Origin of the sequence: Tahibacter soli, from assembly GCF_025717065.2 — a bacterium.
GTDB lineage: Bacteria > Pseudomonadota > Gammaproteobacteria > Xanthomonadales > Rhodanobacteraceae > Tahibacter > Tahibacter soli.
Genome location: NZ_JAOVZO020000014.1, coordinates 312,361 through 334,499, shown reverse-complemented (window position 1 = coordinate 334,499; position 22,139 = coordinate 312,361). Strand labels below are relative to the sequence as shown.

Here is a 22,139-nt window from a genome sequence, read left to right as displayed (position 1 = left end):
TTCGATCTCAGGCATCGTTGGCCACCCAATTCTTGACGACCTGCGCCACCTTCTTCGGATCCTGGCCGACCGCGGCCTTCGCCAGGCGCAGGCGGTCCTCCCATCCGTTCGCCGTCGCCGGCGGCAGCGCCGGGGAGGAATCGATCACGTCGGCGTCGACGATCACGGGCTCGTCCGCGGCGGGGGAGCGAGCCGGTCCCACCAGGGCGCGCAGGGTCGGGCGCAGCACGGTGAAGACGAGGAGCAGCACGATCGCCGCACCCACGCCCAGCCGCGCGACGTCGCGCAGCACCGGCTGGCGCCACCAGGGAGTGGCTTCGTCGGCGCCGACGTCCGCGACGCGCGCGAACGAGGCGTTGACCACCGAAACGCCGTCGCCGCGCTTCTCGTCGAAACCCACGGCCTGGCGCACCAGCGCCTCGACCTGCTTGAGCTGGTCCGCGGTCAACGCCTGCTCGACGGTCTTGCCCGGCTTGCCGTCGGCGCCGGCTTCAACGGTAGGAACCGTGTCGACGATCACCGCGACGTTGACGCGGCGAACCCGGCCCGGCGGCTGCCGCGTATGGCTCACCGAGCGGTCGAGCTCGAAGTTGCGGGTCGCGCTCTTGGTCGAGTTCGGCGCGACCGCACCGGCGGCGATCGACGACGCGGGCGTCGCGCCCGTGCCGGGCGGCGTGTTGCTGGTCGCGCCCGGCACGCCCTGCGGCGGCGCGTTGGCGGCGCCGGTGGCTTCGGCGACCTGCTCGCTGCGCACCTTGGCGGGGTCGGGCGTGAACGATTCCTTCGCTTCCTCGACGACGGTGAAGTCCATGTCCACCGCCACCTGCGCGCTGACGCGGCCGCGGCCGACGAGCGGCTCGAGCAGTTCCTGCACGCGCTGCACGTAGGCGGCCTCGAGCCGGCGCTGCTGCGCGAACTGCGCGGCGGCGACGGCGTTGTCGCTGTCCGGATCCGCGTCGGTCAGCAGCCGGCCGGTCTGGTCGACGACCGAGACGCGTTCCGGCGCGAGATCGGGAATGCTCGACGCGACGAGATGCACGACGGCGGCGACCTGCTCGCTCTCGAGCGGACGGCCGGGCTGCAGCTCGACCAGCACCGAGGCGCTGGCGGCGTCGCGGCCGCGCGCGAACGCGCTGGGCTTGGGCACCGCCAGGTGCACGCGCGCGTCGCGTACCGGCTTGAGCTGCGCGATGGTGCGCGCGAGCTCGTTTTCGAGCGCGTGCTGGTAGCGGGCGTTCTCGACGAACTGGCTGACGCCGAAGCCCTGGTCCTTCTCGATGAATTCCAGGCCCAGGCGAGACTGTTCCGGCAGGCCCTGCGCCGCGAGCTTCATGCGCGCCTCGTGCAGCGCAGGCTCGACCACCGAGATGGCGCCGCTCGCCGCGTCGATGCGGAAGTCGACCCCCGCGGCGCGCAGCGCGTCGACGACGTTGGCGGCGTCCTTGTCGGCCAGGCCGCTGTAGAGCGGCAGGTACTCCGGTTTCTGCGCCCAGAAGTACGCGCCGACGCCCACGGCGACGGCGGCGGCGAGCGCGACGAGCATCGCGAGCTGGCGCAGGCCGGGAATGTCCTGCAGGCGTTCGAGCGCAGAGGCCATGGGGCTTTGTCCGGAAGTTCGGTAGTGGTTTAGGGAAATTCTTTACAGCGGCATGTTCATGACGTCCTGGTACGCCCGCACCAGCCGGTTGCGCACCTCGATCGCCGCCTTGAAGCCCACCTGCGCCTCCTGCTGCGCGATCATCACGCGCGCCAGGCTCACGTTGCGGTCGCCGAGTTCGAACGACCGGGCAAGATCGGACGCCTGGTGCTGCGCATCGCTCACGCGGGTCGCGGCGCGGGCGAGCGTATCGGCGAAGCTCGTGCCTCCGGCGGGCGCCGCGCCGGTTTGCGCGGCGGTGCCGACGCCGCCTGCCGCATCGCCCTTGAGCGCGCGGATCTGCGCCAGTATCGCGTTGATGCCGATATCGCTCATGGTTGCCCCCGTGTCGTCCGTTTGACGGCCTTCTGCAAGGCGCGTACCGCGGCAGCGTCAGGTTTCCGCCAGCGCCGCATCGAGCTCCCTCGCCATACCGTACTTGCGCAGCTTCTCCACCAGCGTGGTGCGGCGAAGGCCGAGCAGCTGGGCGGCGTGCGCGACGACGCCGTCCGCGCGGTCCAGCGCGGCGCGGATCAGCGACGTCTCGACCGCGGCGAGGTGTTCCTTGAGGTCGATGCCTTCCTCCGGCAGCAGCGCCGGCGACGCGTCACGACCGGCGGCGACGGCGGCCGGCTTCGACGGGCAGGGCAGGTCGGCGATGTCGACGCCCGCGCGGTACCGGGCCGGCAGGTCGGCCGTACGCACCGTGCCGCGCGGATGCAGCACGCACAGCCGCTCGATCAGGTTGGACAGCTCCCGCACGTTGCCGGGCCACTCGTAGCAGGCCAGCGTCGCGAGCGCGTCGTCCGAGACGCAGACGCTGCCGCGGCCCGCCTGTTCGAGCTGCCGCGTGATCGCGGCGACGAGCTCGGGCAGGTCCTCGCGGCGCTCGCGCAGCGCGGGCATGTCGATCGGAAACACGTTGAGGCGGTAGTACAGGTCGGCGCGGAACGTGCCCGCGGCGATGGCGTTTTCGAGATTGCGGTGCGTCGCGGCGATCACCCGCACGTTGCACTTGATCGTCGTGTCGCCGCCGACGCGCTCGAAGCTGCGCTCCTGCAGCACGCGCAGCAGCTTGACCTGCATCGGCAGGCTCATGTCGCCGATCTCGTCGAGAAACAGGGTGCCGCCCTCGGCCAGCTCGAAGCGGCCCTTGCGGGCGGTGATCGCGCCGGTGAAGGCGCCCTTTTCGTGCCCGAACAGTTCGCTCTCGAGCAGTTCGGACGGTATGGCGCCGCAATTGACCGCGACGAACGGACCGCTGCGCCGCGACGAACGCTCGTAGATGGCGCGCGCGACCACTTCCTTGCCGGTGCCGGACTCGCCGAGGATCAGCACGGTGGTGTCGAAGCCCGCGACCTGGTCGATCATCTGGCGCAGCTCGCGCACGGCGGTGCTCGAGCCGGTCGGGCCGCCCGGCGGCCGGTCGGCGCGCGCCGCGTCGTCCAGCCGCTTGATGCTCGCACGGCGAAGCAGTTCTGCCACCTGCGGCATGCGCACGGCCTCGTCGAGCAGCCAGCAGCTGGCCGGACCGAGGCCGAACTTCGCCGGCGCGTCGAGGTGGTGCTCGGGCAGCGCGAACAGCGGCGGGTGCAGCGGGTCGCGCTTGAGCCAGGCCAGGAAGGACGACCAGGCCGCCTCGTCGTCGATCCGGCCGACCACGACGGCGATCCAGTCTTGCGGCTGCCGCCGGGCGGTGGCGACGTCGCCGGCGCACAGCGCGAGCGTCGGCGTCAGGTCCATGAATTCGAACAGCGCGCAAAGGCGGCGCGCGCGCGCCTCGTCGGCATCGATGACCAGGATGCGCGATTCAGACATGGCGGGGCTCCGCGGCGACGCGTTCGAGGATCGGCATGACTTCCTGGACGTAGTTGAGCTTGCTGACGAATGCGTCGGCGCCCGCGCGGGCTGCATGTTCGCGGTGTTCCGCGTCGTCGAAGTGGCTGGCGATGACGACGTAGGGCGGCGCCGTCTGGGCCTTGATCAGGCGCGTCGCCTGCAAGCCGCCCATTTCCGGCATCGCGAGGTCCATCAGCACGACGGCGGGCCGCAGCGACTCGGTGCGCTCGATGGCCTGCAGGCCGTCGTAGGCGCGGCCGACGATGTCGAGCCACGACACCTGGCGGAAGTGGCGCATCGCGGCGTTGAGGAAACCCTCGTGATCGTCCACCAGCAGTACGGACAGCCTGTTCATGGAAGCAGCCCTCTTCAGCAAGCGACCATGCGCGCCGGCGGCGCGAAGCCCCCGTGGCGCAGCTTGGCCGGCGCGATGTTCATGAGATCGCGATACTTCGCGACGGTGCGTCGCGCCACCGAAACGCCCTGGCGCGCCAGGAGCGACACGATCGCGTCGTCGTGCAGGGGCGCGACCGGGCTTTCGCCGTCGATGAGCCGGCGGACCATGGCGCGAACGGCCGCACCCGACACCGCGGCGCCGTCGAGGCGCACGGCGAAGAACGCCTTCAGCTCGAACGTGCCCCGCGGCGTGGCGATGTACTTGCCGGTGGTGATGCGCGAGACGGTCGACTCGTGCATGCCGATCGCGTCGGCGACTTCGCGCAGGGTCAGCGGCACGAGGCCCTCCTCGCCGCGTTCGAGAAACGCGACCTGGCGCTCGACCAGCGCCTGGGCGGTGCGCAGCAGCGTGTCGCACCGCATCGCGACCGCGCGCGCCATCCAGCGGGCTTCGCCGGCGAGGTTGCGCAGGCGCTGCGTGCCGGGCGTGTCGCCGGCGCCGGCGAGCAGGTTCTCGTAGCCGGCGTTGACGCGCAGGCGCGGCGCGGTGTGCGGGTTCAGCGCCACCTGCCAGCCGCCGTTGCCGCGCACCGCGACCACCTCGGGAATCATCGCGACCGACCTGTCGCCGCCCGGCAGCTCGCCCGGCTTCGGATCCAGCGAACGGATCAGGCGGGCCGCATGGCCGAACTCGGCCTCGTTCGCGCCGAGCCGGTACGCGAGGCTGGCGTCGTCGCCCTGCGCGAAATCTGCCAGGCAGGATCCGACGATGCGGCGCGCCAGGGCGAGACCCCGGGCGTCCGGAGCGACGTCGTCGAGCTGCGCGGCCAGGCACTCGGCGAGGTCGCGCGCCGCGTAGCCGGCGATCTCGCCGCACACGATGCGACGGCGCAGCGACTCGACATGGCGGGTCGTCGTCTCGAACGCCCGCGCGCCGGCGGCGAGCAGTTCGTCGTGCGGCACCTCGAGGTAGCCGGCGTCGCCGACGTGATCGAGGATCCACGCGGCGATGGCGAGGTCGGCTTCGTCCAGGTTCGGCGACAGCGCATCGAGCACTTGCACTCGGCGGTCGGTGGAGGCGGGCTGCGCCACGGCGGCCAGCGGATCGGTGTCGCCGTGGCCGGCGCCGCGGAAGTCGTACATCTGGGCGGCGCCGTAGGCGCTGCCGGCGAGGCTGGCGTCGATCGTCGGCGTCGTTTCGTCGACGCGTTCGAGCATCGGGTTCTCGTCGAGCGCCCGTGCGATCTCGGCATCCAGCGTCGCCGCATCCACCTGCAGCAGTCGTATCGATTGCAGCAGCTGCGGCGTCAGCCCGATCTGCTGCGACATGTGTGCGCGTAGCGTCGTTTTCATGGCGTGCCCCCTGTCTGTCCGTGGCAGCCATTGTGGATAGCACGCGTCAACGCAGGAATCGGGGCTTTGCCGGCCGGTGTGGGGAAAATCCAGAATGCGCTGTAGGGAATTTCCCGACAATGCCGGTTTTTCGACGGGCGTCAGCCGCCCAGCGACGATTGCACGGCGAGGCGCAGCAGCTCGGCGCTGCGGCGCACGCCGAGGATCTCCATCATGCGGGCCCGATGGGTTTCCACCGTCTTCGCGCTGATGCCGAGGTCGGCGGCGATCTCCTTGGTGGCGCGGCCGCGGGCCATGAGCGCGAGGATCTCGCGCTGCCGCGGCGAGAGCGCGTCGAGCCCGCTCGCGCGGCCGCGGCGCACGTAGGTGTCGAGCATCCGCGACGACACCTTCGGGCTGAGGAACGTCTGGCCGGCGCACGCGGCGCGCAGGGCGAGCTCGAGCTCGGCGGGTGCCGCCTCCTTGACGACGAAGCCGGCGGCGCCGTTGTCGAGCGCGGTGCGCACGTAGCTGACGTCGGCGTGCATCGACATGATGACGACCACGGTCTCGGGAAAGCGCCGGCGCAGCTCGGCCGCCACTTCCAGGCCGTTCTTGCCGGGCATGGACAGGTCGATCAGCGCGACGTCGGGATGCTTCAGCGCGACGAGGTCCGACACCGCGTTGCCGTTGTCGGCTTCCGCGACCACCTCGATGTCTTCGACCGATTCGAGCAGCCGGCGGATGCCCGCGCGTACCAGCGTGTGGTCGTCAGCCAAGAGGACGCGCATGCGGTCTCCTCCAGACGTATGCGTACACCGAAGCTAACCGATGTCAGGAATGGAAGAAAGGACAAATTCGCCCGCTGCGCGCACGGAGGGCTCAGCGCTGCCGGCGGGCCTGCGCGACCGCGCGGCGGTGGGCGCGGAACACGCGCCGCGCCAGCGCGGATTCGAACGCCTCGTCGGCGTGCGCGTAGCGGATGCCGGCGCGGCCGGCGTCGCAGCGCACGACGTTGCCCGGCAGTTCGAGCGCCAGCGGCAGGCCGGGCATGAGCGCGATGCGCACGACGCCCGCGGTGCCGGGCGCCACGGGCCCATCGAGCGGCAGCTCTACGCCCTGCGACGACCAGCGCAGCAGGACGTCGGGCAGCGCCTCGCGGGCGGCAAGGGTACCGAGCATCTCGAGCGCGAGGCCCAGCTTGGCTTCGATCCGGGCCAGGCGCGGGTCTTCGTCCTCGTCGACCGGTTCCTCCTCGAGCAGCGCGTCGACGGCGAGCAGCCGCACGGCGCGCTGAACCAGGCGCTCGCCCGCCGCGGCGTCGAGCGCGCGCGGCACGAAGGCGGCCGGCAGGTATTCCTCGCCGACGAGCCCTTCGCCGAAGACGGGGTCCGGCGCGGTCACGCGCGTGCGCCGTCGAGGTAGCGGCGGGCGACGGCGATGCCGCGGCTTTCGCCGGCGCGGCCTTCCGCCAGCGAGTCGCGCCGCGCCACCAGGCGTTCGAGGCAGGCGGAGTAGGCCGCGGCCAGGTCGCGCAGGGCGGCGATCTCGGCGGGAACCTCGTCGCGTACGCGGCGTTCGACGTCGCTGAAGCCGGCGACGGCCTCTTCCACGCGGCCCGCATCGAGCAGCGCCGAGGCATCGGCGAGATCGTCGATCAGCCGGCGCATGCGGACGCCCTCGCGGTCGCGGCCGGACGGATGGCCTGCCAGCCCGATTCCACGCTTTCGATCAGCGCGTCGACCTCGGCCAGCTTGGCGTCGTCGTTGCCGGAGTTCGCCTCGACGAGCCGCCGCACGGCGTAGTCGTACAGCGCGTCCAGCTGCGCGGCGATCGCACCGCCGGCGGCATGATCGAGGCTCATGCGCAGTCCGTCGACGATGGAGCAGGCGGATTCCACGGCGGCCAGCTTGCGCGGCACGTCGCCGCGCTGCAGGGCGGCGCGCGCGGTGCGGATGCGTTCGCGCGCGCCGCGATAGAGCAGGGCGATGAGCGCGTGCGGGTCGGCGTCGGCGACGGCACCGGCGACGCCGGCGGAGCGGTACATGTCGAGATAGCGTTGGGCGTGCACGGGAAGGCGTCCTTCAGCCGGCGCCGGGGAGCGCGGCAAGTTGTTGCGTCAGGAAGCTCGACGTGGTGCGCATCTGGCCGATGAGCGCGTCGAGAGCGGCGAATTGCGTGCGGTAGCGCGATTCCATGGCGTTCATGCGCGCGTCGAGCGCGGTGCGCTGGCGGTCGACGTCCGTCAGCCGGCGGCTGATCGCGTCGGTGCGGTCGGCGAGGATGCCGCCGTCGTCCGCGTAGCGCCCCACCGCCGCGGCGACCGCGGCCGCCGGTCCGCCCGGCGCGAACAGCCGCGCCACGCCGTCGCCGTTCGACGCGGCGGCCGCGTCGAACCGGGCGCCGTCGAGGGCGAGCGTGCCGTCGGCCTGCGTCGTCACGCCCGCCTCGGCGAGCGACGGCGCGCCGTGGCCCGCGGCGGTGCCGAGGGCCGAGCGCAGCGCCGCCGACAGCCCGCCGACCAGCGCATCGCCGGTCAGCACCGACGCCTTGCGGGTGGAAGCGTCGTAGCGAGTCGCCGCGTTGATCACGTTGACGAGCGCGTTGTACGACTGCACGAATTTTTCAACGGCCCGTCGCGGCGCCGTGGCGTCGCGCGAGACGGCGAGGTCGAAGCTCGAATCCGGCTGCGCGGCAACGAGGTTGAGCGAAACGCCGTCGATCGCGTCGGCGACGACGTTCGACGCGCTCGTACGCGTGCGGCCGTCGATGCGCAGCACGGCGTCCTGCGGCGGTACCACGTCGCTCATGGCGCCGAGCGCGGCGAGGCCGCCGTCGCCCCCGGTCGCGGTGACGGAGATCGCCTGGGCCGCGCCGGTACGGCGCGAGGTGAGGGTGAGGCGTGCGCCGTCGTCGGTGCGCACGATGGCGGCATCGACGTCGGCATTGCCCGCGGCGGCGTTGATCGCCGAGCGAATGCCCGCCAACGTGGCGTCGCCGCTGCCGATCGCCACGTCGAAGGCGTGGTCGCCGACCGCGACGTGCAGCGTGCCGGTGCCGACCCGCGTATCGGCGGAAGCGAAGGCGCCGGTCGACACCTTGTGCGCGGTGGCGAGCTGGCGCACCTCGATCGCGTAGCGGCCGACGGCCGCGCCGGGCGACGCGGTGGCGCCGAACACCTCGGGCTTGGCCGACGCGGCCACGCGCGTTTCGAAGGCGGAATCGTCGCCGGTCAGCGCGGCGAGCGCCGTGGAAACGCCGCCGAGCGCCGCCTTGAGCGAACCGAACGCGCTCAGCTGGGCCTTCGCTGCCGTCGAGACGGCGTTGAGGCGGTTGTCCGAGGGCGTGCGTTCCGCGGTGACCAGCTGCGAGACCAGGCTGCCGATGTCCAGTCCCGAGCCGAGCCCTGTGCTGGTGGTGATCGTCATGGCGGTCGTGGTGTCGCGTCAGGATCCGTTGCGGGAGTGCCGCCCGTGCCGGCAGTTCGCGACACCCCCGGGGAGTGGGCGCCGCGCCCTGCCTTGCCGGCACGGGCGGGGGAGGAGACGCGCGGCGCCTTGTTCGCCGCACGCCCCCGCGGACGCGTCAGCCGCGCAGGAGGGAGAGCACGCCCTGCGGGGCCTGGTTGGCCTGGGCCAGCATCGCGGTGCCGGCCTGCTGCAGGATCTGCGTGCGGGTCAGCTCGGCGGTCTCCTTGGCGAAGTCCGTATCCTGGATGCGGCTGCGCGAGGCGGACAGGTTTTCGGAGCTCGTGTTGAGGTTGGCGACGACCGAGCTGAAGCGGTTCTGGATCGCGCCGAGCGACGCGCGTGCCGAGTTCACCTGCGACAGGGCGCTGTCGACCTGCTGGATCGCGAGCGTCGCGCCCGCGAACGAGGCGACGCTGAGCGAGGTCAGGCCGGTCGTCGAGGTCGCGGTGGCCGAGCCGTCGCCGCCGCCCACGTCGAAACCGGTGGCCGTGCCGTCGTCGGTGCCCGTGACGGCGATGTTGGCGCCGGACGAGAGCACGATGCGGCCCGTGGTCGAGTCGAACGCGGCGTTCACGCCGGTCGTGGTCGAGTAGTTGTTGATCGCGTCGACCACCTGCGAGACGCGCTGCTGGCTCGAACCGGCCGCGCCGATCGAGGCGCCGACGTCGGTGCCGTTGATCACGAGCGCGCCCGCGCCGACCGCACCCAGGCTCGAGATGCCCGTGACGGAGCTCGACTGGCCGCTGGCCGAAGTGACGTTGCCGAGCGCCGCGATGTTGGCGTCGACGAAGGACGGCACGGTGATCGTTTCGTTGGCATTCGCGCCGACCTGGAAGACGGCCGAGGTGAAGCTGCCGTCGATCAGCTTGACGCCGTTGAACTGCGTCTGGTTCGCCACGCGGTCGATTTCGGCGAGCAGCTGGCTCGCCTCGGTCTGCAGCGCCGCGCGGTCGGTGGACGAATTGGTCGCGTTGGCCGACTGCACCGCCAGTTCGCGGATGCGCTGCAGGTTGTTGCCGATCTCGCCGATCGCGCCTTCGGCCGTCTGCGCCAGCGAGATGCCGTCGTTGGCGTTGCGGCTGGCCTGGTCCATGCCGCGGATCTGCGAGGTGAAGCGTTCGGAAATGGCGAGGCCCGCGGCGTCGTCCTTCGCGCTGTTGATGCGCAGGCCGGACGACAGGCGCTGGAGCGACGTGGAAAGGGCCGACTGCGACGACGACAGGTTGCGCTGCGCGTTGAGCGAGGCCACGTTGGTGTTGATGACTTGCATGACGATCTCCTCGGAAGGACGGTAACCGGGTACGGCGACGCGCCGCTCCGGGAATCCGCAGGGCCGTTCGGGCGTCCGAGACGTTTGCCGCTGCTGTTGAAGTTATCGGTCGCGTCGCGAAAACCTTTAGCCCGGCCGTTCGGCTCAGCGCAGGAAGTCGAACAACGAGGCGTTCTGTACTTTGACGAACGTCTGCTGCGCCGCCTGTAGCCCCACCAGTTGCTGCGAGAGCCGCGACGCGGCCTCGGCGTAATCGGTTTCGCGCAGTTGCGAGAGCGTCCCGGACAGTGCCAGCGCGTTCGCGCTTCGCTCGTCGGCGGCGGCATCGAGCGCGGCGAGGCGGCCGCCGATCGAGGCTCGCGCCGAGGTGACGTGCTGCTGCGCCTGCTCGAGATCTTCGAGCCCGGCGAACACCGCGTTGCGCCCGGCGGCGCTCAGAACGGCGCCGCCGCTCGCATCTATGGCGTCGGCCAGGCTCTTCACGGTGGCGAACGCGTCCTGCGGCGGAGCCGCGCGCACGCTGAACTCGTCGCCCGTGCCGGGCTGCCCGTTGATCGTTACTTGCACGCCTTTGAACGCCATCGCGGCGCCGGGCGTGTAGCTGCCCGAGGCGACCGTCGCGCCGGCGCCGTCGAGTACGGCGTAGCCGCCGGCGCCGTCGAAGCGCAGCCGGTAGCTGCCGCCGTCCCAGCTGCCGGTGGACGAGGTGCCGGTGGACGCCAGCGTCGCGCTGCCGGTGTTGCCCGCGGCGGCGCGCACGGCGAAGGTGCCGTTGCCCGTAGGGATGCGCTGGAACACGTCGCTGCCCGGCGGCACGTCCGCCAGCGCGGTGTCCGGCCCGACGTCGACGCTGCGGCGAAGATCGTCGCCGGCATAGGTCACGGCCACGCCGCGCACGAACGGCGGATCCGCGTCCTGGCCTCCCCCGAACAGATAGCGCCCGGTGCCGTCGCCGCTGTTGGCCAGCGCGACGAGCGCGTCGTACTGGTCGCGCAGCTGGCCGGCGATGACCTGCCGGTCGGCGGGCGAGAGCGTGTCGTTCGACGCGCGCAGCGCGAGTTCGCGAACCTGGGTGAGACGCGAGGTGAAGCCGGACAGCGCGTTCTCGGCCATGCCGAGGCGCTGCTCGAGCGCCTGCGCGTTCTCGCCGAACTGCGCGAGCCGTGCCTGCGCGCGATCGAGGGAGACGGCGAGGCCGGCGGCGAGCGGGTCGTCGCCGGCGCGACCGATGCGCGAGCCGCCGGTGAGTTCGGACTGCGTGCGCGCGATCTCGGCCTGCCGCCGCAGCATGGCGGCGACGCCCTGGTCGTACAGCGTGGAAGTCGCGATCCTGAGGTTCATCGATGCACCGCTCCGAGCAGCGTCTGGAAATTCTCGTTGGCGATCGAGATCACCTGCGCCGCGGCCTGGTAGGCTTGCTGGTAGCGCACGAGGTTGGCCGCTTCCTCGTCGAGATTGACGCCGGACACGGCGGCGCGCTCGTCGGCGATCTGCGTGTCGATCGCCTGCTGCGCGTCGAGCGCGAGGTCGGCCTGGCGCGCGGCGCTGCCGATCGTCGAGGTAAGTTGCGCGGTCGCCTGCGTCAGCGATTGCATGCCTTGCCCGAACAGGCCGGCCTCGCCCAGTCCCGCGAGGGCGCGCGCATTACCGTTGTCGCCGGAGCGCGGATCGTTCGGCCCGACCGCGAAGCTGTCGCCGGCGGCCGGCGTGCCCGAGAGATCGAACCGCCAGCCGTTCGCCGCGATCGGCGACCCCGGGGTATACGTGTAGCTGCCGCTGCCGTTGATCGAATACGTGTTCGGGCCGGTGAACGCGACGGTGACCGGATCGCGCAGGCGCGGATCCGACGGGTCGGCGATCGTTACGCTGCCCGCGACACCGCTGCCGGTGTTGCCGGTTGCCGCCGACGCGCGCAGGGCGGAGGCCGCCGCGATGCGGGCCGGGTCGGTCGTCGCGACGCCGATCTGCGAAGCGGCGCTCGCGGTCGGCCGTACCAGGAACGTGTCGCCGGCGACCGCGCCGCCGGACGTCGTGAGCGCCAGGCCGCCGACGCGAAACGGATCGGCCGCGGTGCCGCTGCCGGTCATCGCCAGCGTGGCACCGGTGCCCGCGTCGCGCGCGCGCCAGGCCGAGCCGTCGAAGGCCATCACGATGTCTGCGCCGTCCAGCGCGGCGGGATCGGCGATGGACGCCGCGACCGCGCCGCTGCCGGCGTTGGTCGACGCGGCGAGTACGGACGGTGCGACGCCGGTGAAGAAATCCGAGCCCGGCTGTCCGTACTGGTCGACGCCGAGGCGATGCTGCGCGTTGAACGTTTGCGCGAGTCCCGCCGCGAGCCGGCCGAGCTGCTGCCGGGCAGGATCGATCACATCGCGGCGGAAGGCCATCAGGCCGCCGAGCTCGCCGCCGAGCATCGCATCGGGCAGCGGGGCGGAGTCGCCCGCCAGCATCACGTGGCTGCGGGTCGGCTGGTACGCATCGGCGACGAGCGAGAGGCGTTGCGACTGCCTGCCCGCGACGAGCGCCTGGCCGCCCTGCGTGGTGACGTTGAGCGAGCCGTCGTCCTGCATCGCCGTGGTCACGCCGATCTTGCCGGCCAGCGTGCGCACGAGTTCGTCGCGGCGGTCCAACAGGTCGTTCGGCGGATTGCCGTTTGCCGCGCCGGTCTGTCGCGCGATCGCATCGTTCATTTGTGCAATCTGCGCGGAGAGCCGGTTGACGTCTTCCACGCCGGCGGCGAGGCGCTGCTCGTTCTCGCGGTCGAGCGACTGGGCCTGCGTATCGAGCGAACGGAAGCGCGTGGCGAGCGCCTGCGCGTTGGCGATGAGGCCCTGGCGTGCGGCCGGCGACGAGGGGTTGGCCGACACCGACTGCGCGGCGTCGAAGAAATTCGACAGCGGCGCGGCGATGCCGGTGGCGCTGGAAGTGAAGGCGGCATCGAGCCGCTGCGCCGAGGCGGCGAGCTGCGACAGACGCCCGAGCTCGCCCGCGCTCGCGAGCGTGCGCGAGGCGGCGAGGTCGTCGATCACCCGGCGCACCGACTGCGCCTGCACGCCGCCGCCCACGAAGCCGAAGCCGTAGTGCTGGCCCGGCCGTGCGGCCAGCTCCACGCGCTGGCGCGTATAGCCGGGCGTGTTGGCGTTCGCGACGTTGTGGCTGATCGTCGACAGCGCGCGCTGGAAGGCGAGCAGTGCCGACGAGCCGGTGGAGAGAATGTCCGGCATGAGCGTCTCCTTCGGCTATCTCGCAGCCACTAGCGGCTCGTCGTCGGCATTCTTGAGCGCGCGTTCGAGCGCCGGGCCGTTGGCGATGCCGACGAGCTTGGCCGCGTAGGCCGGGTCGGTGGCGTAGCCCGCGCGCTGCAGGGCGTGGGCGAAGTTCGCCTCGTCCGTGCCCGCGGCGAGCGCGCCGGCGTAGCGCCGGCTCGATTTGAGCAGGCGCGCGTAGTCGTCGAAGCTCGCGCCGACGTCGCCGTAGGCGCGGAACTGCGCCGTCGTGCGCTTCATCGCGCCGTCGGCGTATTCCTGCGTCGTGGTGGTGGTGCGTTCGCCGTTCCAGCTCGCGCCGGCCTTGATGCCGAACAGGTTGTGGCTGCCGCTGCCGTCGTCGGCGCGGGGCACGTGCCGGCCCCAGCCGGTTTCGAGCGCGGCCTGTGCCACCAGGATGCGCGGGCTGACGCCGAGTTCGGCGGCGGTGCGCACCGCATGCGGCCAGACGGCCGCGACGAATTCGTCCGGCGAGTCGTAACGGGCAGTGCCCGCGGAAGGAGAAAGCCGGCCCGGCGAGGCGTCGTCCGCGAACGGGGTATTCGCGCTGGACGACGCGCTGGACGCCGGACCGGTGGGGGAAATCGGTGGTTCGGTCGTATCGGGTTTATCGGCCGGTCGCGGCATTTCCTGAGCCGGCATCGCGCGCTGCGGCGGCAGCGTGCGGGCGTACGCGGCGAGCGAGTAGGCGCGCCCCGCGGCGGTGCGCGCCGGGACGCCGTCCGCGGCCGGTGCCGCCGAGCCGCCGAGGCTGCGCTCGACCACGCCGGCAAGTCCGAGGCCGCGGCCCTGCGCCAGCTTTTGCGCAATCTGGCGATCGTACATTTCCTGGTACAGCGGATTCTGAGCCGGAAACAGGCTGTTGCCGCCGCTGGCGCTGCGCATGCTCTTGACCAGGTGCTCGGCGAACACGCTTTCGAGCTGGCGTGCCGTCGCGGCCGCGGCGCGCGGATCGCGCGAGGCTGCGGCCGCCTTGAGCGACGACAGGCTCGTCTGCATCGCATCGACGGGAACGAGGCGCGTATCCATCGTCGTGCGCGGTCAGATGACGTCGAGCTCGGCGCGCAACGCGCCGGCTTCCTTGAGCGCTTCGAGTATCGCGACGAGATCGCCCGGCGCGGCACCCACCTGGTTCACCGCGCGCACGATCTCGTCCAGCGAAACGCCGCCGGCGAACAGGAACATGCGGCTGCCTTCCTGCGACACCTCGACGGTGGAACGCGGTACGGCGACGGTTTCGCCCTGCGAAAGCGGCGCCGGCTGCGACACCGCCGCGCGCTCGGCGATCGACACCACGAGCGAGCCGTGCGAGACGGCCGCGGGTGTGACCCGCACGCGCGCGCCGATCACGACGGTGCCGGTGCGCGAGTTGACGATGACCCTGGCCGGCGCATCGGCACCGACGAGTTCGAGGTTTTCCAGCCGCGCGATGAAGCCGATGCGTTCGGACGGGTCGGCCGGGGCGCGTACGGCGGCGGTGACCGCGTCGACGGCGTGCGCCGCGCCGGGGCCGGCGTCGCGGTTGATGGCGTCCACCATGCGCTGCATGGTCGTGAAGTCGGGGGAGTTGAGGTTGAGCGTGACGTCGCCGCCGGCGTCGAGCGCGCCCGGCACCGCGCGCTCCACCGTCGCGCCGTTCGGAATGCGGCCGGCGCTGGGAACGTTCACGGCAACGCGCGAACCGTCCTTGCCGGAGACGCCGAAGCCGCCGACCACGAGGTTGCCCTGCGCGATGGCGTAGGTCTCGCCGTCGGCGCCGCGCAGCGGCGTCATCAGCAGCAGGCCGCCGCGCAGGCTGCCGGCGTTGCCGATCGACGCCACCGTGACGTCGATCGGCTGGCCGGGCTTGGCGAATGCCGGCAGGGTGGCGTGCACCGCCACCGCCGCGACGTTCTTCAGCTGCGGATTGACGTTCGGCGGCATCGTCACGCCCAGTTGCGTGAGCATGTTCTTGAGGCTCTGAACGGTGAAGGGCGCCTGGCTGGTCTGGTCGCCGGTGCCGTCGAGCCCGACCACGAGGCCGTAGCCGACCAGCGGGTTGCCGCGCACGCCGCCGACCTGCGCGAGGTCCTTGATGCGTTCGGCCGGCGCGGCCGCAGCGTAGGCGATCAACAGCAACAGAACGAGCGCGCGCATGCCGGATGCCTCAATAGGGAGAAACGGAAGATTGGAAAAAGCGCGTCAGCCAGCCCATCGCGTTGGATTTCGCGATCGGCCCGCGGCCGCCGTAGACGATCTGCGCGTCGGCCACGCGGTTCGACGGGACGGTGTTGTCCGGCGCGATGTCGGCGCCGCGCACGATGCCCTGCACCTGCACGTATTCGTCGCCCTGGTTCAGCCGCAGGCGCTTCTGGCCGCGCACCACCAGGTTGCCGTTGGCCAGGCGCTGCGCGACCGTCACGGTCACGCTGCCGTCGAGACGGTTGCCCTGGGTCGAGTCGCCGGAACCCTCGAAGCTGTTGGCGCCGGAGAGCGAGTTGTCGAGCAGCGCGCGGCCGCCGAGCGTGACGGCGCCGCCGAACAGCGAGGACACGGCCGTGTCGGTCTTGGTGTTCTTCGAGGTCTTCGTCTTCGCGCTCGTCGTCGCATTGGTACGCTCGACCAGCAGTATCGTGATGAGGTCGCCCGGGTTGCGCGCCTTCTGGTCCTGGAACAATGCGATGTCGCCGCCGGCCCGGTAGATCGCGCCCGGCGTCGCCGGCGGCGGAGCCAGGGCCACGGGCTGCGTCGGCGTCATGTCGGCGAGCGGCAGCGGCTGCGGTCCGGCGGCGCACCCGGCGAGGGCGGCGAGGGCGGCGAACGTGGCGAAGCGGAGAAGGCGGTTCATGGTCGCGCTCACAGGTTGTTGGTCAGGTGGCCGAGCATCTGGTCGGTGGTCGAGATCGCTTTGGCGTTCATCTCGTACGCTCGCTGCGTCTCGATCATGTTGACCAGTTCTTCGACCACGTTGACGTTCGAGCTTTCGAGCGAGCCTTGCTGCAACGTACCGAGGCCCTGCACGCCGGGCGCCGCCGATTGCGCGGGCCCGCTCGCGGCGGTCTCGACGTAGAAGTTTTCGCCCTTCGCCTGCAGGCCGGCCGGATTGATGAAATCGGCCAGCGTGAGCGCGCCCACCTGCACCGGCTGCGCCTGTCCCGCCACCTGCACGCTGACCGTGCCGTCGGCGCCGACGGTGACGCTTTGCGCGCCTTCGGGAATCTGGATGCCGGGCTCCACCGCGTAGCCCGACGAGGTGACCAGCGCGCCCTGCGAATTGACCTGGAAGCTGCCGTCGCGCGTATAGCCCGAACTGCCGTCGGGCATGCGCACCTCGAAGAAGCCGCGGCCCTGCACGGCGAGGTCGAGGGCGTTGCCGGTCTGCAGCAGGTTGCCCTGCGCGAACGACTTTTCCGTCGAGACCACCCGCACGCCGGTGCCGAGGCTCACGCCCGAGGGCAGCTGCGTATCCTGCGAGGTCGCGCCGCCGGGCTGGCGCACGTTCTGATAGAGCAGGTCCTCGAAGCTCGCGCGACCGCGCTTGAAGCCGGTCGTGTTCACGTTGGCGAGATTGTTCGACACGACGCTCATGCGCGTCTGCTGCGCGTCGAGTCCGGTCTTGGCGACCCATAGTGCCTGGTTCACGATTCGTATCCTCCGTCAGCTCGGACGCAGCAGCGAATTGGCCGACCGCGCGTTCTCGTCGGATGTCTGCAAGACCCGGACCTGCATTTCGAACTGGCGCGACAGCGCGATCATGGTGACGAGCGACTGCGCGGCGCCGACGTTCGAGCCCTCGATGGCGCCCGAGGTCAGCACTTTGCCGGCGGCCGGCTCGAGCGTGGTGCCGGCGGGGGCGCGCATCAGTCCGTCCTCGCCGCGCTCGAGCGCTACGGCACTCGCGTCGACCACGCGCAGGCGGCCGATCACCGCCTGTGCATCGGGCGCCTCGCCCTGCGGCACGATCGAGACGGTGCCGTCGGCGCCGACGCTGACCGACGCATGCGGCGGCAGCGTGAGCGGGCCCGACGCGCCGAGCACGGGCCGGCCGGACGCGGTCGTCAGGATTCCGTTGGGCGTCAGCGTCAAATCGCCGGCGCGCGTGTACGCCTCGTTGCCGGCGGAATCCTGCACCGCGAGCCAGCGGTCGGGCGCGAGCGCGACGTCGAGCGCGCCGCCGGTCTGAATCAGCGGACCGGAAGACGTGTCGACGCCGCCGATCGCCGATGTCGCGTCGACGCGGCTGGCGGCGCCCGGCGTCGGGTCGACATAGTACGGATCGGTGCGCACGAGCATCGCCTTGAAGCCGGCGGTGTCGATGTTGGCGAGGTTGTGCGAGACCGCCGTCTGCGCCTTGAGCGTGGCGGCGGCACCGGTCATCGCGACATAAATGCCTTTGTCCACGATGGGATTCCTTTACGCTGCGGCGTCGCCGGGGTCAGCGGATGTTGATGATGGTCTGGGTGACCTGGTCGGCCGTCGAGATCATCTGCGCGTTCGCCTGGAAGTCGCGCTGCGCGGTGATCATGTTGACCAGTTGCTCGGTCAGGTCGACGTTGGACGCCTCCAGCGCGCCGGACTGCACCTTTCCGAACGCCGACGTGCCGGCGGCGCCGAGCAAGGGCTGGCCGGAGTCGTAGGTTTCGGCCCAGATGGTGTCGCCGAGCTGCTGCAGGCCTTGCGGGTTGGCGAAGCCGGTGAGCGCCACCTGGCCCAGCGGGACGGCCTGGCCGTTCGTGTAGCGCGCCGTGACGACGCCCTCGTCGCTCACGTCCACGCCGGAAAGCTGGCCGGCGGCGTAGCCGTCCTGCGTCAGCTTGTTGACGGCGAACGACGAGCCGAATTGCGTCGAGGTCGACAGGTCGAGCGTGACGTTCATCGGCGCGGCGCCGTTGGTCGGCGCGTACGCCGGCAGCGCGAGCGTGCCGCCCGCCGGCGCGATGAGCGCGCCGCTGGTGTCGTATTGCAGCGTGTTGGCGCCGCCGACCGCCGTGCCGTCGACCGTCGAATACATCTGCCACTCGTTCGGATTGGCGGTCTTGACGTAGTAGAACGTCGCGGTGTGCTCGACGCCGAGCGAATCGTAAAACGACATCGACGTCGACTGATTGTAGCTTTGTGCATTCGTCGCGCTGAACGGCGTCACCGTCGGCGCCGTCGCGTTGGCCGGCAGATTGGTGCCGACGGTGGCGTTCTGCGTCGCCGAGGGCGGCGCATCGGCGACCGACAGGTGCAGGTCGCCGAGCGCGCCGGTGTTGAATGTCGGCGCCGCGCCCGGCAGTCCCGGCACCGCGGGAAAGGCCTGCAGGCGATCGCCGGTGTTGTTGACCACGTAGCCGTTGCGGTCGACGCTGAAGTTGCCGGCCCGCGAATAGACGTGCGCGCCGTTGCGGGACAGCGTGAAAAAGCCTTCGCCGGAAATCGCCATGTCGAGGCTGTTGTCGGTGAAGTCGATGTTGCCCTGCGCGAACTGCTGCGAGATCCGCGACACCTTCACGCCCGCACCGATCTCGTTCTTGGCGAGGCCGTAGGGCGACACCGCGAAGAGGTCGGAGAACTCCGCGCGCGAGCGCTTGAAGCCCGGCGTGTTGACGTTCGCGATGTTGTTGGCGGTGACGTTGAGGTCGGCGGTCGCGGCGTTGAGGCCGCTCAGTGCGATGCGAAAAGTCATACGGTTTTCCTCACGCGATGCGGGTGATGCGATCGAAGGTCACGGCGCCCTGGCCGTGGACGTTGAGAACCATGCCTTGCGGGGTGAACGAGACGCTGTCGATGCGGGCGGCGAACTGCAGCGCCGCATCCGTGCCTCCCGATGTGGCGGAGAACTTGTATTCGCCGGCCGGCAGCGCCGTGCCGTCGTCGCCCTTGCCGTCCCAGGAGAAGTCGACGTCGCCGGCGCCTGTCGCCTCCACGGTCAGCGTGCGTACCACCTGGCCGGCCGCGTTCTTGATGGTCACCACGACCGGCCCGGCCGCGCCGGCCGTCGCGACGCCGCGGATCTCGCGCGGCGCGTTCGCGACGGGCGCATCGAGCGTGACGTGATCGGTGGAGAGATAGGCGTCGCGTCCCACCATCGAGGCGGCCTGCAGCGCCTGGCTTTCGCCGAGCATCGCGCCGACGCCCAGCAGCGAGTCGTTGACGCCCTGGATGCCCTTGACGGTCGAGAACTGGGCGAGCTGGGCCAGGAAGCCGGTGCTGTCGAGCGGCTTGGTCGGATCCTGATTTCTCATCTGCTCGGCCATGAGGCGCAGGAAATCGTCCTGGCCGAGCTCGGTCCTGCGCGGCGTCGTGACGATGCCCTGCTGCGCGATGCCGAGCTGCGCGTAGGGATTGGTCGAGGTTACGGTCATGTCGTTGTCCGTGGAGGCGGCCGTCAGCGGCCGAGATTGAGGGTCGACAGCGCGAGTTCCTTCGCGGTGTTCACCATCTCGACGTCGGCCTGGTAGGCGCGCGATGCCGAGATCATGTTGACCAGCTGCGCCACCGGGTCGATGTCCGGCGCGTACACGTAGCCTTGCGCATCGGCCGCGGGGTTGCCCGGCTCGTAGCGCTTGAGCGGCGGCGATCGGCTTTCGTCGACGCGCGTGACCTGCACGCCGGCGAGCGAAGGGTCGTCGCCGACCTGAAAGGCGGCGAACACCGGCTCGCGCGCGCGGTAGACCTTGGCCGGGTCGCCGCTCGTGCTGTCGACGTTGGCGAGATTGCTCGCGACGGTGTTGAGCCGCACCGACTGCGCGGCGAGCGCCGAGCCGGCGACGTCGAAGATCGGCAGGCCGGACATCATTCGCCTCCGATCGCGGCGAGCAGCGTGCGCACGCGGCCCTCTACGAACGACAGGCTCGCGCGGTACTCCAGCGCGGCCCGCGCGAAGGCGGCGTTCTCGAAATCGGTGTCGACGGTGTTGCCGTCGAGGCTCGCCTGCATCGGCACGCGGTAGACCTGGGCGGCGCCGGGATTTCCGGCGGAGTCCGCGACCTTGTAGTGCGCGGCGCTCGTGGCATCGAGCCCGCCGGCCTCTCCCCCGGCGCGGCGCAGGGCGGCGTCGAAGTCGAGGTCGCGCGCCCGGTAGTTCGGGGTGTCGGCGTTCGCGATGTTCGATGCGATCAGCGACAGGCGCTCCTCGCGCAGGGCGAGCGCGGCCCCGTGGATGCCGAACATGCTGTCGATGCTGCCTGCCATGAGCGACTCTCCGTCGTTTGACGGAACGATCAGGCAAGCCGCGTGCCGCGGCGGTGGAGGTCAGGCGATACCGAGGGAGGCGAAGCGGGACAGCACGCACTCGGCCAGCTCGTCGGGGCTGTACTTGGGAACGAACGCGTTGGCGCCAACTCGCTCGACCATCGCATTGTTGAAAACGCCGGAAAGCGACGTGTGCAGAAGTACCCAGCAGCCGGCGAGCGCGGGATCGCGTCGGATTTCCGTCGTCAGCGTGTAGCCGTCCATCTCCGGCATCTCGATGTCCGACACGACGAGCGCGTAGTACTCGGACGGAACGATGCCCCGTTGCGCGAGTTCCTTGAGGTGCGCCAGCGCCTGGCGGCCGTCGGGCAGCAGCACGCATTCGGCGCCCAGCTGCTGGAGCATCGTGCGGATCTGCGCGCGGGCGACGCGCGAGTCGTCGACCACCAGCACCCGGGCCGCGCCTGGCCGCACGGCCCGCTCGACCAGAACGGACGATATCTCGATCGAAACGCCGGCCACGTCGGCCAGCACCTTCTCGACGTCGATCAGCTGGACCAGCTCGCCGCCGACGCGGGTGACGGCGGTGAGCAGCGGCGGACCGCCGTAGTCCGGCGGCGAGCGCAATTCCTCCACCGGCACGTTGACGATGCGATCCACGGCGGCCACGAGGAAGCCCTGCACCGAACGGTTGAACTCCGCGACGACGAGAAATTCGCAAGCGGCGGCGTCGGCTTCCGGATGCGCGATGGCGCTGCCGAGGTCGAGCACGGGAATCGACCGGCCGCGCACGTCGGCGACGCCGAGCAGCGGACCGGCCGAGCCCGGCAGCGGGTACACCGGGGGACGGCGCAGCACTTCCTGCACCTTGAACACGTTCACGCCAAAAAGTTGGCGACCGCCGAGGCGAAACAGGAGCAGGGCGAGCCGGTTGTGGCCCGCGAGCCGGGTGCGCTGGTCGATGCGGTCGATGAGTTGCGAGGTCATGACGAAACGCATCGGCGCCGGGGGCGAAAACTTGAGCGGCGCCGCGGCACGAGGCTTGCCTCGGTGCATCGTGCCCGTAACGGAGTTTCGCCATGCGCCGCATCGCCGCCACGCTGACCGCTTTTATCGCGACCGCCACGTTCGCGCAGGATGCCTGGCAGCCGGCCGACGGCATTCGCGCCGCCGCCATTTCGGTAGTCGCGCCGGATGCCGGCGAAGATCCCAACCTGCGGGCCGTCGCGACACTCGACGGCGCGCTGCGCCTGCCGCGCTGCGAGGCGGAACTCTCTGCACGCGTAGTCGTCGCGCGGCGTCGCACTGGTCGAATGCACGGCGCCGTCGCCGTGGCGGGTATACGTGCCGGTGAGGACGACGCGCCTGGCACAGGTACTGGTGACGACGCGCACCGTCGCCGCGGGCGAAACCGTTTCCGCCGATGCGATCGTCGTCGAAACCCGCAACATCGCCGGCGCCGCGGGCGCGACGCTGGCCGATCCGGCTGCCGCGGTCGGGCGCGCGGCAGCCCGCACGCTGGTCGCGGGCAGCCTGGTCGCGCCGCCCGATCTCGTCGCGCCGCGCGCGATCCGTCGCGGCGACCTGATCGTCCTCGTCGCGCGCGCCGGATCCCTCGAGGTGCGCGCATCCGGCCGGGCCCTGTCGGACGCCGGCGTGGACGAGCGCGTCAGCGTCGAGAACACGACGACCCGGCGCGTGCTGCAAGGCGTCGTGGCCGCATCCGGCGAAGTGCTCGTCGCCCTTTGACGCCATCGGCACGCCGCCCTGAAGGT

The 22,139-nt window shown here is 71.2% G+C and carries 25 protein-coding genes; 1 reads left to right on the top strand and 24 read right to left on the bottom strand.

Features of this window, described 5'->3' with window-relative positions; all coding sequences use genetic code 11:
• Positions 1 to 7: 7 nt before the first annotated feature.
• The 24 genes from fliF to OD750_RS09815 form a co-directional block, all read right to left on the bottom strand.
• Positions 8 to 1,597 carry a flagellar basal-body MS-ring/collar protein FliF gene (gene fliF, locus OD750_RS09930; RefSeq protein WP_263545281.1) on the bottom strand — a complete coding sequence of 530 codons (1,590 nt, stop codon included), beginning with the start codon at positions 1,595 to 1,597 and terminating at the stop codon, positions 8 to 10.
• Between the two features lie 42 nt (positions 1,598 to 1,639).
• Positions 1,640 to 1,972 carry a flagellar hook-basal body complex protein FliE gene (gene fliE / locus OD750_RS09925; RefSeq protein WP_263545280.1) on the bottom strand — a complete coding sequence of 111 codons (333 nt, stop codon included), beginning with the start codon at positions 1,970 to 1,972 and terminating at the stop codon, positions 1,640 to 1,642.
• A gap of 57 nt (positions 1,973 to 2,029) precedes the next feature.
• A complete protein-coding gene (locus tag OD750_RS09920) occupies positions 2,030 to 3,454 on the bottom strand; it encodes a sigma-54 dependent transcriptional regulator (protein ID WP_263545279.1) in 1,425 nt (474 codons plus the stop codon).
• Positions 3,447 to 3,830, bottom strand: a complete 384-nt coding sequence (locus tag OD750_RS09915) for a response regulator (protein WP_263545278.1) — start codon at positions 3,828 to 3,830, stop codon at positions 3,447 to 3,449. Before OD750_RS09915 ends, OD750_RS09920 begins: the two co-directional genes overlap by 8 nt.
• Before the next feature lie 14 nt (positions 3,831 to 3,844).
• The gene (gene rpoN, locus OD750_RS09910) at positions 3,845 to 5,224 is read right to left on the bottom strand and encodes an RNA polymerase factor sigma-54 (protein WP_263545277.1); all 1,380 of its coding nucleotides are present in this window, start codon (positions 5,222 to 5,224) and stop codon (positions 3,845 to 3,847) included.
• A gap of 140 nt (positions 5,225 to 5,364) precedes the next feature.
• Positions 5,365 to 5,994 (bottom strand): response regulator, encoded by a 630-nt coding sequence (locus tag OD750_RS09905; RefSeq protein ID WP_263545276.1) that lies wholly within the window; start codon positions 5,992 to 5,994, stop codon positions 5,365 to 5,367.
• Between the two features lie 91 nt (positions 5,995 to 6,085).
• Positions 6,086 to 6,607: a PilZ domain-containing protein gene (locus OD750_RS09900; RefSeq protein ID WP_263545275.1), complete on the bottom strand. Its 522-nt coding sequence runs from the start codon at positions 6,605 to 6,607 to the stop codon at positions 6,086 to 6,088.
• Entirely contained in the window at positions 6,604 to 6,873 is a 270-nt protein-coding gene (locus OD750_RS09895; protein ID WP_263545274.1) for a hypothetical protein, read from the bottom strand. The genes OD750_RS09900 and OD750_RS09895 overlap by 4 nt, the downstream gene beginning before the upstream one ends.
• Positions 6,861 to 7,274: a flagellar export chaperone FliS gene (gene fliS, locus OD750_RS09890; protein WP_263545273.1), complete on the bottom strand. Its 414-nt coding sequence runs from the start codon at positions 7,272 to 7,274 to the stop codon at positions 6,861 to 6,863. The genes OD750_RS09895 and fliS overlap by 13 nt, the downstream gene beginning before the upstream one ends.
• 13 nt (positions 7,275 to 7,287) lie before the next feature.
• Positions 7,288 to 8,631, bottom strand: coding sequence for a flagellar filament capping protein FliD (fliD, locus tag OD750_RS09885; protein WP_263545272.1), 1,344 nt, complete (start codon positions 8,629 to 8,631; stop codon positions 7,288 to 7,290).
• A 157-nt stretch (positions 8,632 to 8,788) separates the two neighbouring features.
• Entirely contained in the window at positions 8,789 to 9,943 is a 1,155-nt protein-coding gene (locus tag OD750_RS09880; protein WP_263545271.1) for a flagellin, read from the bottom strand.
• A gap of 144 nt (positions 9,944 to 10,087) precedes the next feature.
• On the bottom strand, positions 10,088 to 11,284 hold the full coding sequence (gene flgL, locus OD750_RS09875) for a flagellar hook-associated protein FlgL (RefSeq protein ID WP_263545270.1): 1,197 nt from the start codon (positions 11,282 to 11,284) through the stop codon (positions 10,088 to 10,090).
• Positions 11,281 to 13,167, bottom strand: coding sequence for a flagellar hook-associated protein FlgK (gene flgK, locus OD750_RS09870; protein ID WP_263545269.1), 1,887 nt, complete (start codon positions 13,165 to 13,167; stop codon positions 11,281 to 11,283). Before flgK ends, flgL begins: the two co-directional genes overlap by 4 nt.
• 15 nt (positions 13,168 to 13,182) lie before the next feature.
• Positions 13,183 to 14,238, bottom strand: a complete 1,056-nt coding sequence (flgJ, locus tag OD750_RS09865; protein ID WP_263545268.1) for a flagellar assembly peptidoglycan hydrolase FlgJ — start codon at positions 14,236 to 14,238, stop codon at positions 13,183 to 13,185.
• A 12-nt stretch (positions 14,239 to 14,250) separates the two neighbouring features.
• On the bottom strand, positions 14,251 to 15,345 hold the full coding sequence (locus tag OD750_RS09860) for a flagellar basal body P-ring protein FlgI (protein WP_263545267.1): 1,095 nt from the start codon (positions 15,343 to 15,345) through the stop codon (positions 14,251 to 14,253).
• A 10-nt stretch (positions 15,346 to 15,355) separates the two neighbouring features.
• Positions 15,356 to 16,036 carry a flagellar basal body L-ring protein FlgH gene (gene flgH / locus OD750_RS09855; RefSeq protein ID WP_263545266.1) on the bottom strand — a complete coding sequence of 227 codons (681 nt, stop codon included), beginning with the start codon at positions 16,034 to 16,036 and terminating at the stop codon, positions 15,356 to 15,358.
• An 8-nt stretch (positions 16,037 to 16,044) separates the two neighbouring features.
• Complete coding sequence (gene flgG, locus OD750_RS09850; protein ID WP_263545265.1) at positions 16,045 to 16,830, bottom strand: flagellar basal-body rod protein FlgG; 786 nt, start codon at positions 16,828 to 16,830, stop codon at positions 16,045 to 16,047.
• A gap of 15 nt (positions 16,831 to 16,845) precedes the next feature.
• Positions 16,846 to 17,589 (bottom strand): flagellar basal body rod protein FlgF, encoded by a 744-nt coding sequence (locus OD750_RS09845; protein ID WP_263545264.1) that lies wholly within the window; start codon positions 17,587 to 17,589, stop codon positions 16,846 to 16,848.
• A gap of 34 nt (positions 17,590 to 17,623) precedes the next feature.
• Complete coding sequence (flgE, locus tag OD750_RS09840) at positions 17,624 to 18,856, bottom strand: flagellar hook protein FlgE (protein ID WP_263545263.1); 1,233 nt, start codon at positions 18,854 to 18,856, stop codon at positions 17,624 to 17,626.
• A 10-nt stretch (positions 18,857 to 18,866) separates the two neighbouring features.
• A complete protein-coding gene (locus tag OD750_RS09835; protein WP_263545262.1) occupies positions 18,867 to 19,535 on the bottom strand; it encodes a flagellar hook assembly protein FlgD in 669 nt (222 codons plus the stop codon).
• Positions 19,536 to 19,558: 23 nt separating this feature from the next.
• Positions 19,559 to 19,966 carry a flagellar basal body rod protein FlgC gene (gene flgC / locus OD750_RS09830; RefSeq protein WP_263545261.1) on the bottom strand — a complete coding sequence of 136 codons (408 nt, stop codon included), beginning with the start codon at positions 19,964 to 19,966 and terminating at the stop codon, positions 19,559 to 19,561.
• Positions 19,966 to 20,364, bottom strand: coding sequence for a flagellar basal body rod protein FlgB (flgB, locus tag OD750_RS09825; protein ID WP_263545260.1), 399 nt, complete (start codon positions 20,362 to 20,364; stop codon positions 19,966 to 19,968). Before flgB ends, flgC begins: the two co-directional genes overlap by 1 nt.
• Before the next feature lie 60 nt (positions 20,365 to 20,424).
• Entirely contained in the window at positions 20,425 to 21,351 is a 927-nt protein-coding gene (locus OD750_RS09820; protein ID WP_263545259.1) for a chemotaxis protein, read from the bottom strand.
• Entirely contained in the window at positions 21,348 to 21,758 is a 411-nt protein-coding gene (locus OD750_RS09815) for a hypothetical protein (protein WP_263545258.1), read from the bottom strand. Before OD750_RS09815 ends, OD750_RS09820 begins: the two co-directional genes overlap by 4 nt.
• Here OD750_RS09815 and flgA point away from each other — a divergent pair.
• Entirely contained in the window at positions 21,745 to 22,113 is a 369-nt protein-coding gene (flgA, locus tag OD750_RS09810) for a flagellar basal body P-ring formation chaperone FlgA (RefSeq protein WP_263545257.1), read from the top strand. The two genes, OD750_RS09815 and flgA, sit on opposite strands and share 14 nt — an antisense overlap.
• Positions 22,114 to 22,139: the final 26 nt, after the last annotated feature.

Coding starts and splice junctions, on each gene's coding strand:
- fliF (WP_263545281.1), bottom strand. CDS start 1,597: ATGGCCTCTGCGCTCGAACGCCTGCAGGACATTCCCGGCCTGCGCCAG.
- fliE (WP_263545280.1), bottom strand. CDS start 1,972: ATGAGCGATATCGGCATCAACGCGATACTGGCGCAGATCCGCGCGCTC.
- OD750_RS09920 (WP_263545279.1), bottom strand. CDS start 3,454: ATGTCTGAATCGCGCATCCTGGTCATCGATGCCGACGAGGCGCGCGCG.
- OD750_RS09915 (WP_263545278.1), bottom strand. CDS start 3,830: ATGAACAGGCTGTCCGTACTGCTGGTGGACGATCACGAGGGTTTCCTC.
- rpoN (WP_263545277.1), bottom strand. CDS start 5,224: ATGAAAACGACGCTACGCGCACACATGTCGCAGCAGATCGGGCTGACG.
- OD750_RS09905 (WP_263545276.1), bottom strand. CDS start 5,994: ATGCGCGTCCTCTTGGCTGACGACCACACGCTGGTACGCGCGGGCATC.
- OD750_RS09895 (WP_263545274.1), bottom strand. CDS start 6,873: ATGCGCCGGCTGATCGACGATCTCGCCGATGCCTCGGCGCTGCTCGAT.
- fliD (WP_263545272.1), bottom strand. CDS start 8,631: ATGACGATCACCACCAGCACAGGGCTCGGCTCGGGACTGGACATCGGC.
- OD750_RS09880 (WP_263545271.1), bottom strand. CDS start 9,943: ATGCAAGTCATCAACACCAACGTGGCCTCGCTCAACGCGCAGCGCAAC.
- flgL (WP_263545270.1), bottom strand. CDS start 11,284: ATGAACCTCAGGATCGCGACTTCCACGCTGTACGACCAGGGCGTCGCC.
- flgK (WP_263545269.1), bottom strand. CDS start 13,167: ATGCCGGACATTCTCTCCACCGGCTCGTCGGCACTGCTCGCCTTCCAG.
- flgJ (WP_263545268.1), bottom strand. CDS start 14,238: ATGGATACGCGCCTCGTTCCCGTCGATGCGATGCAGACGAGCCTGTCG.
- OD750_RS09860 (WP_263545267.1), bottom strand. CDS start 15,345: ATGCGCGCGCTCGTTCTGTTGCTGTTGATCGCCTACGCTGCGGCCGCG.
- flgH (WP_263545266.1), bottom strand. CDS start 16,036: ATGAACCGCCTTCTCCGCTTCGCCACGTTCGCCGCCCTCGCCGCCCTC.
- flgE (WP_263545263.1), bottom strand. CDS start 18,856: ATGACTTTTCGCATCGCACTGAGCGGCCTCAACGCCGCGACCGCCGAC.
- OD750_RS09835 (WP_263545262.1), bottom strand. CDS start 19,535: ATGACCGTAACCTCGACCAATCCCTACGCGCAGCTCGGCATCGCGCAG.
- flgC (WP_263545261.1), bottom strand. CDS start 19,966: ATGTCCGGCCTGCCGATCTTCGACGTCGCCGGCTCGGCGCTCGCCGCG.
- flgB (WP_263545260.1), bottom strand. CDS start 20,364: ATGGCAGGCAGCATCGACAGCATGTTCGGCATCCACGGGGCCGCGCTC.
- OD750_RS09820 (WP_263545259.1), bottom strand. CDS start 21,351: ATGACCTCGCAACTCATCGACCGCATCGACCAGCGCACCCGGCTCGCG.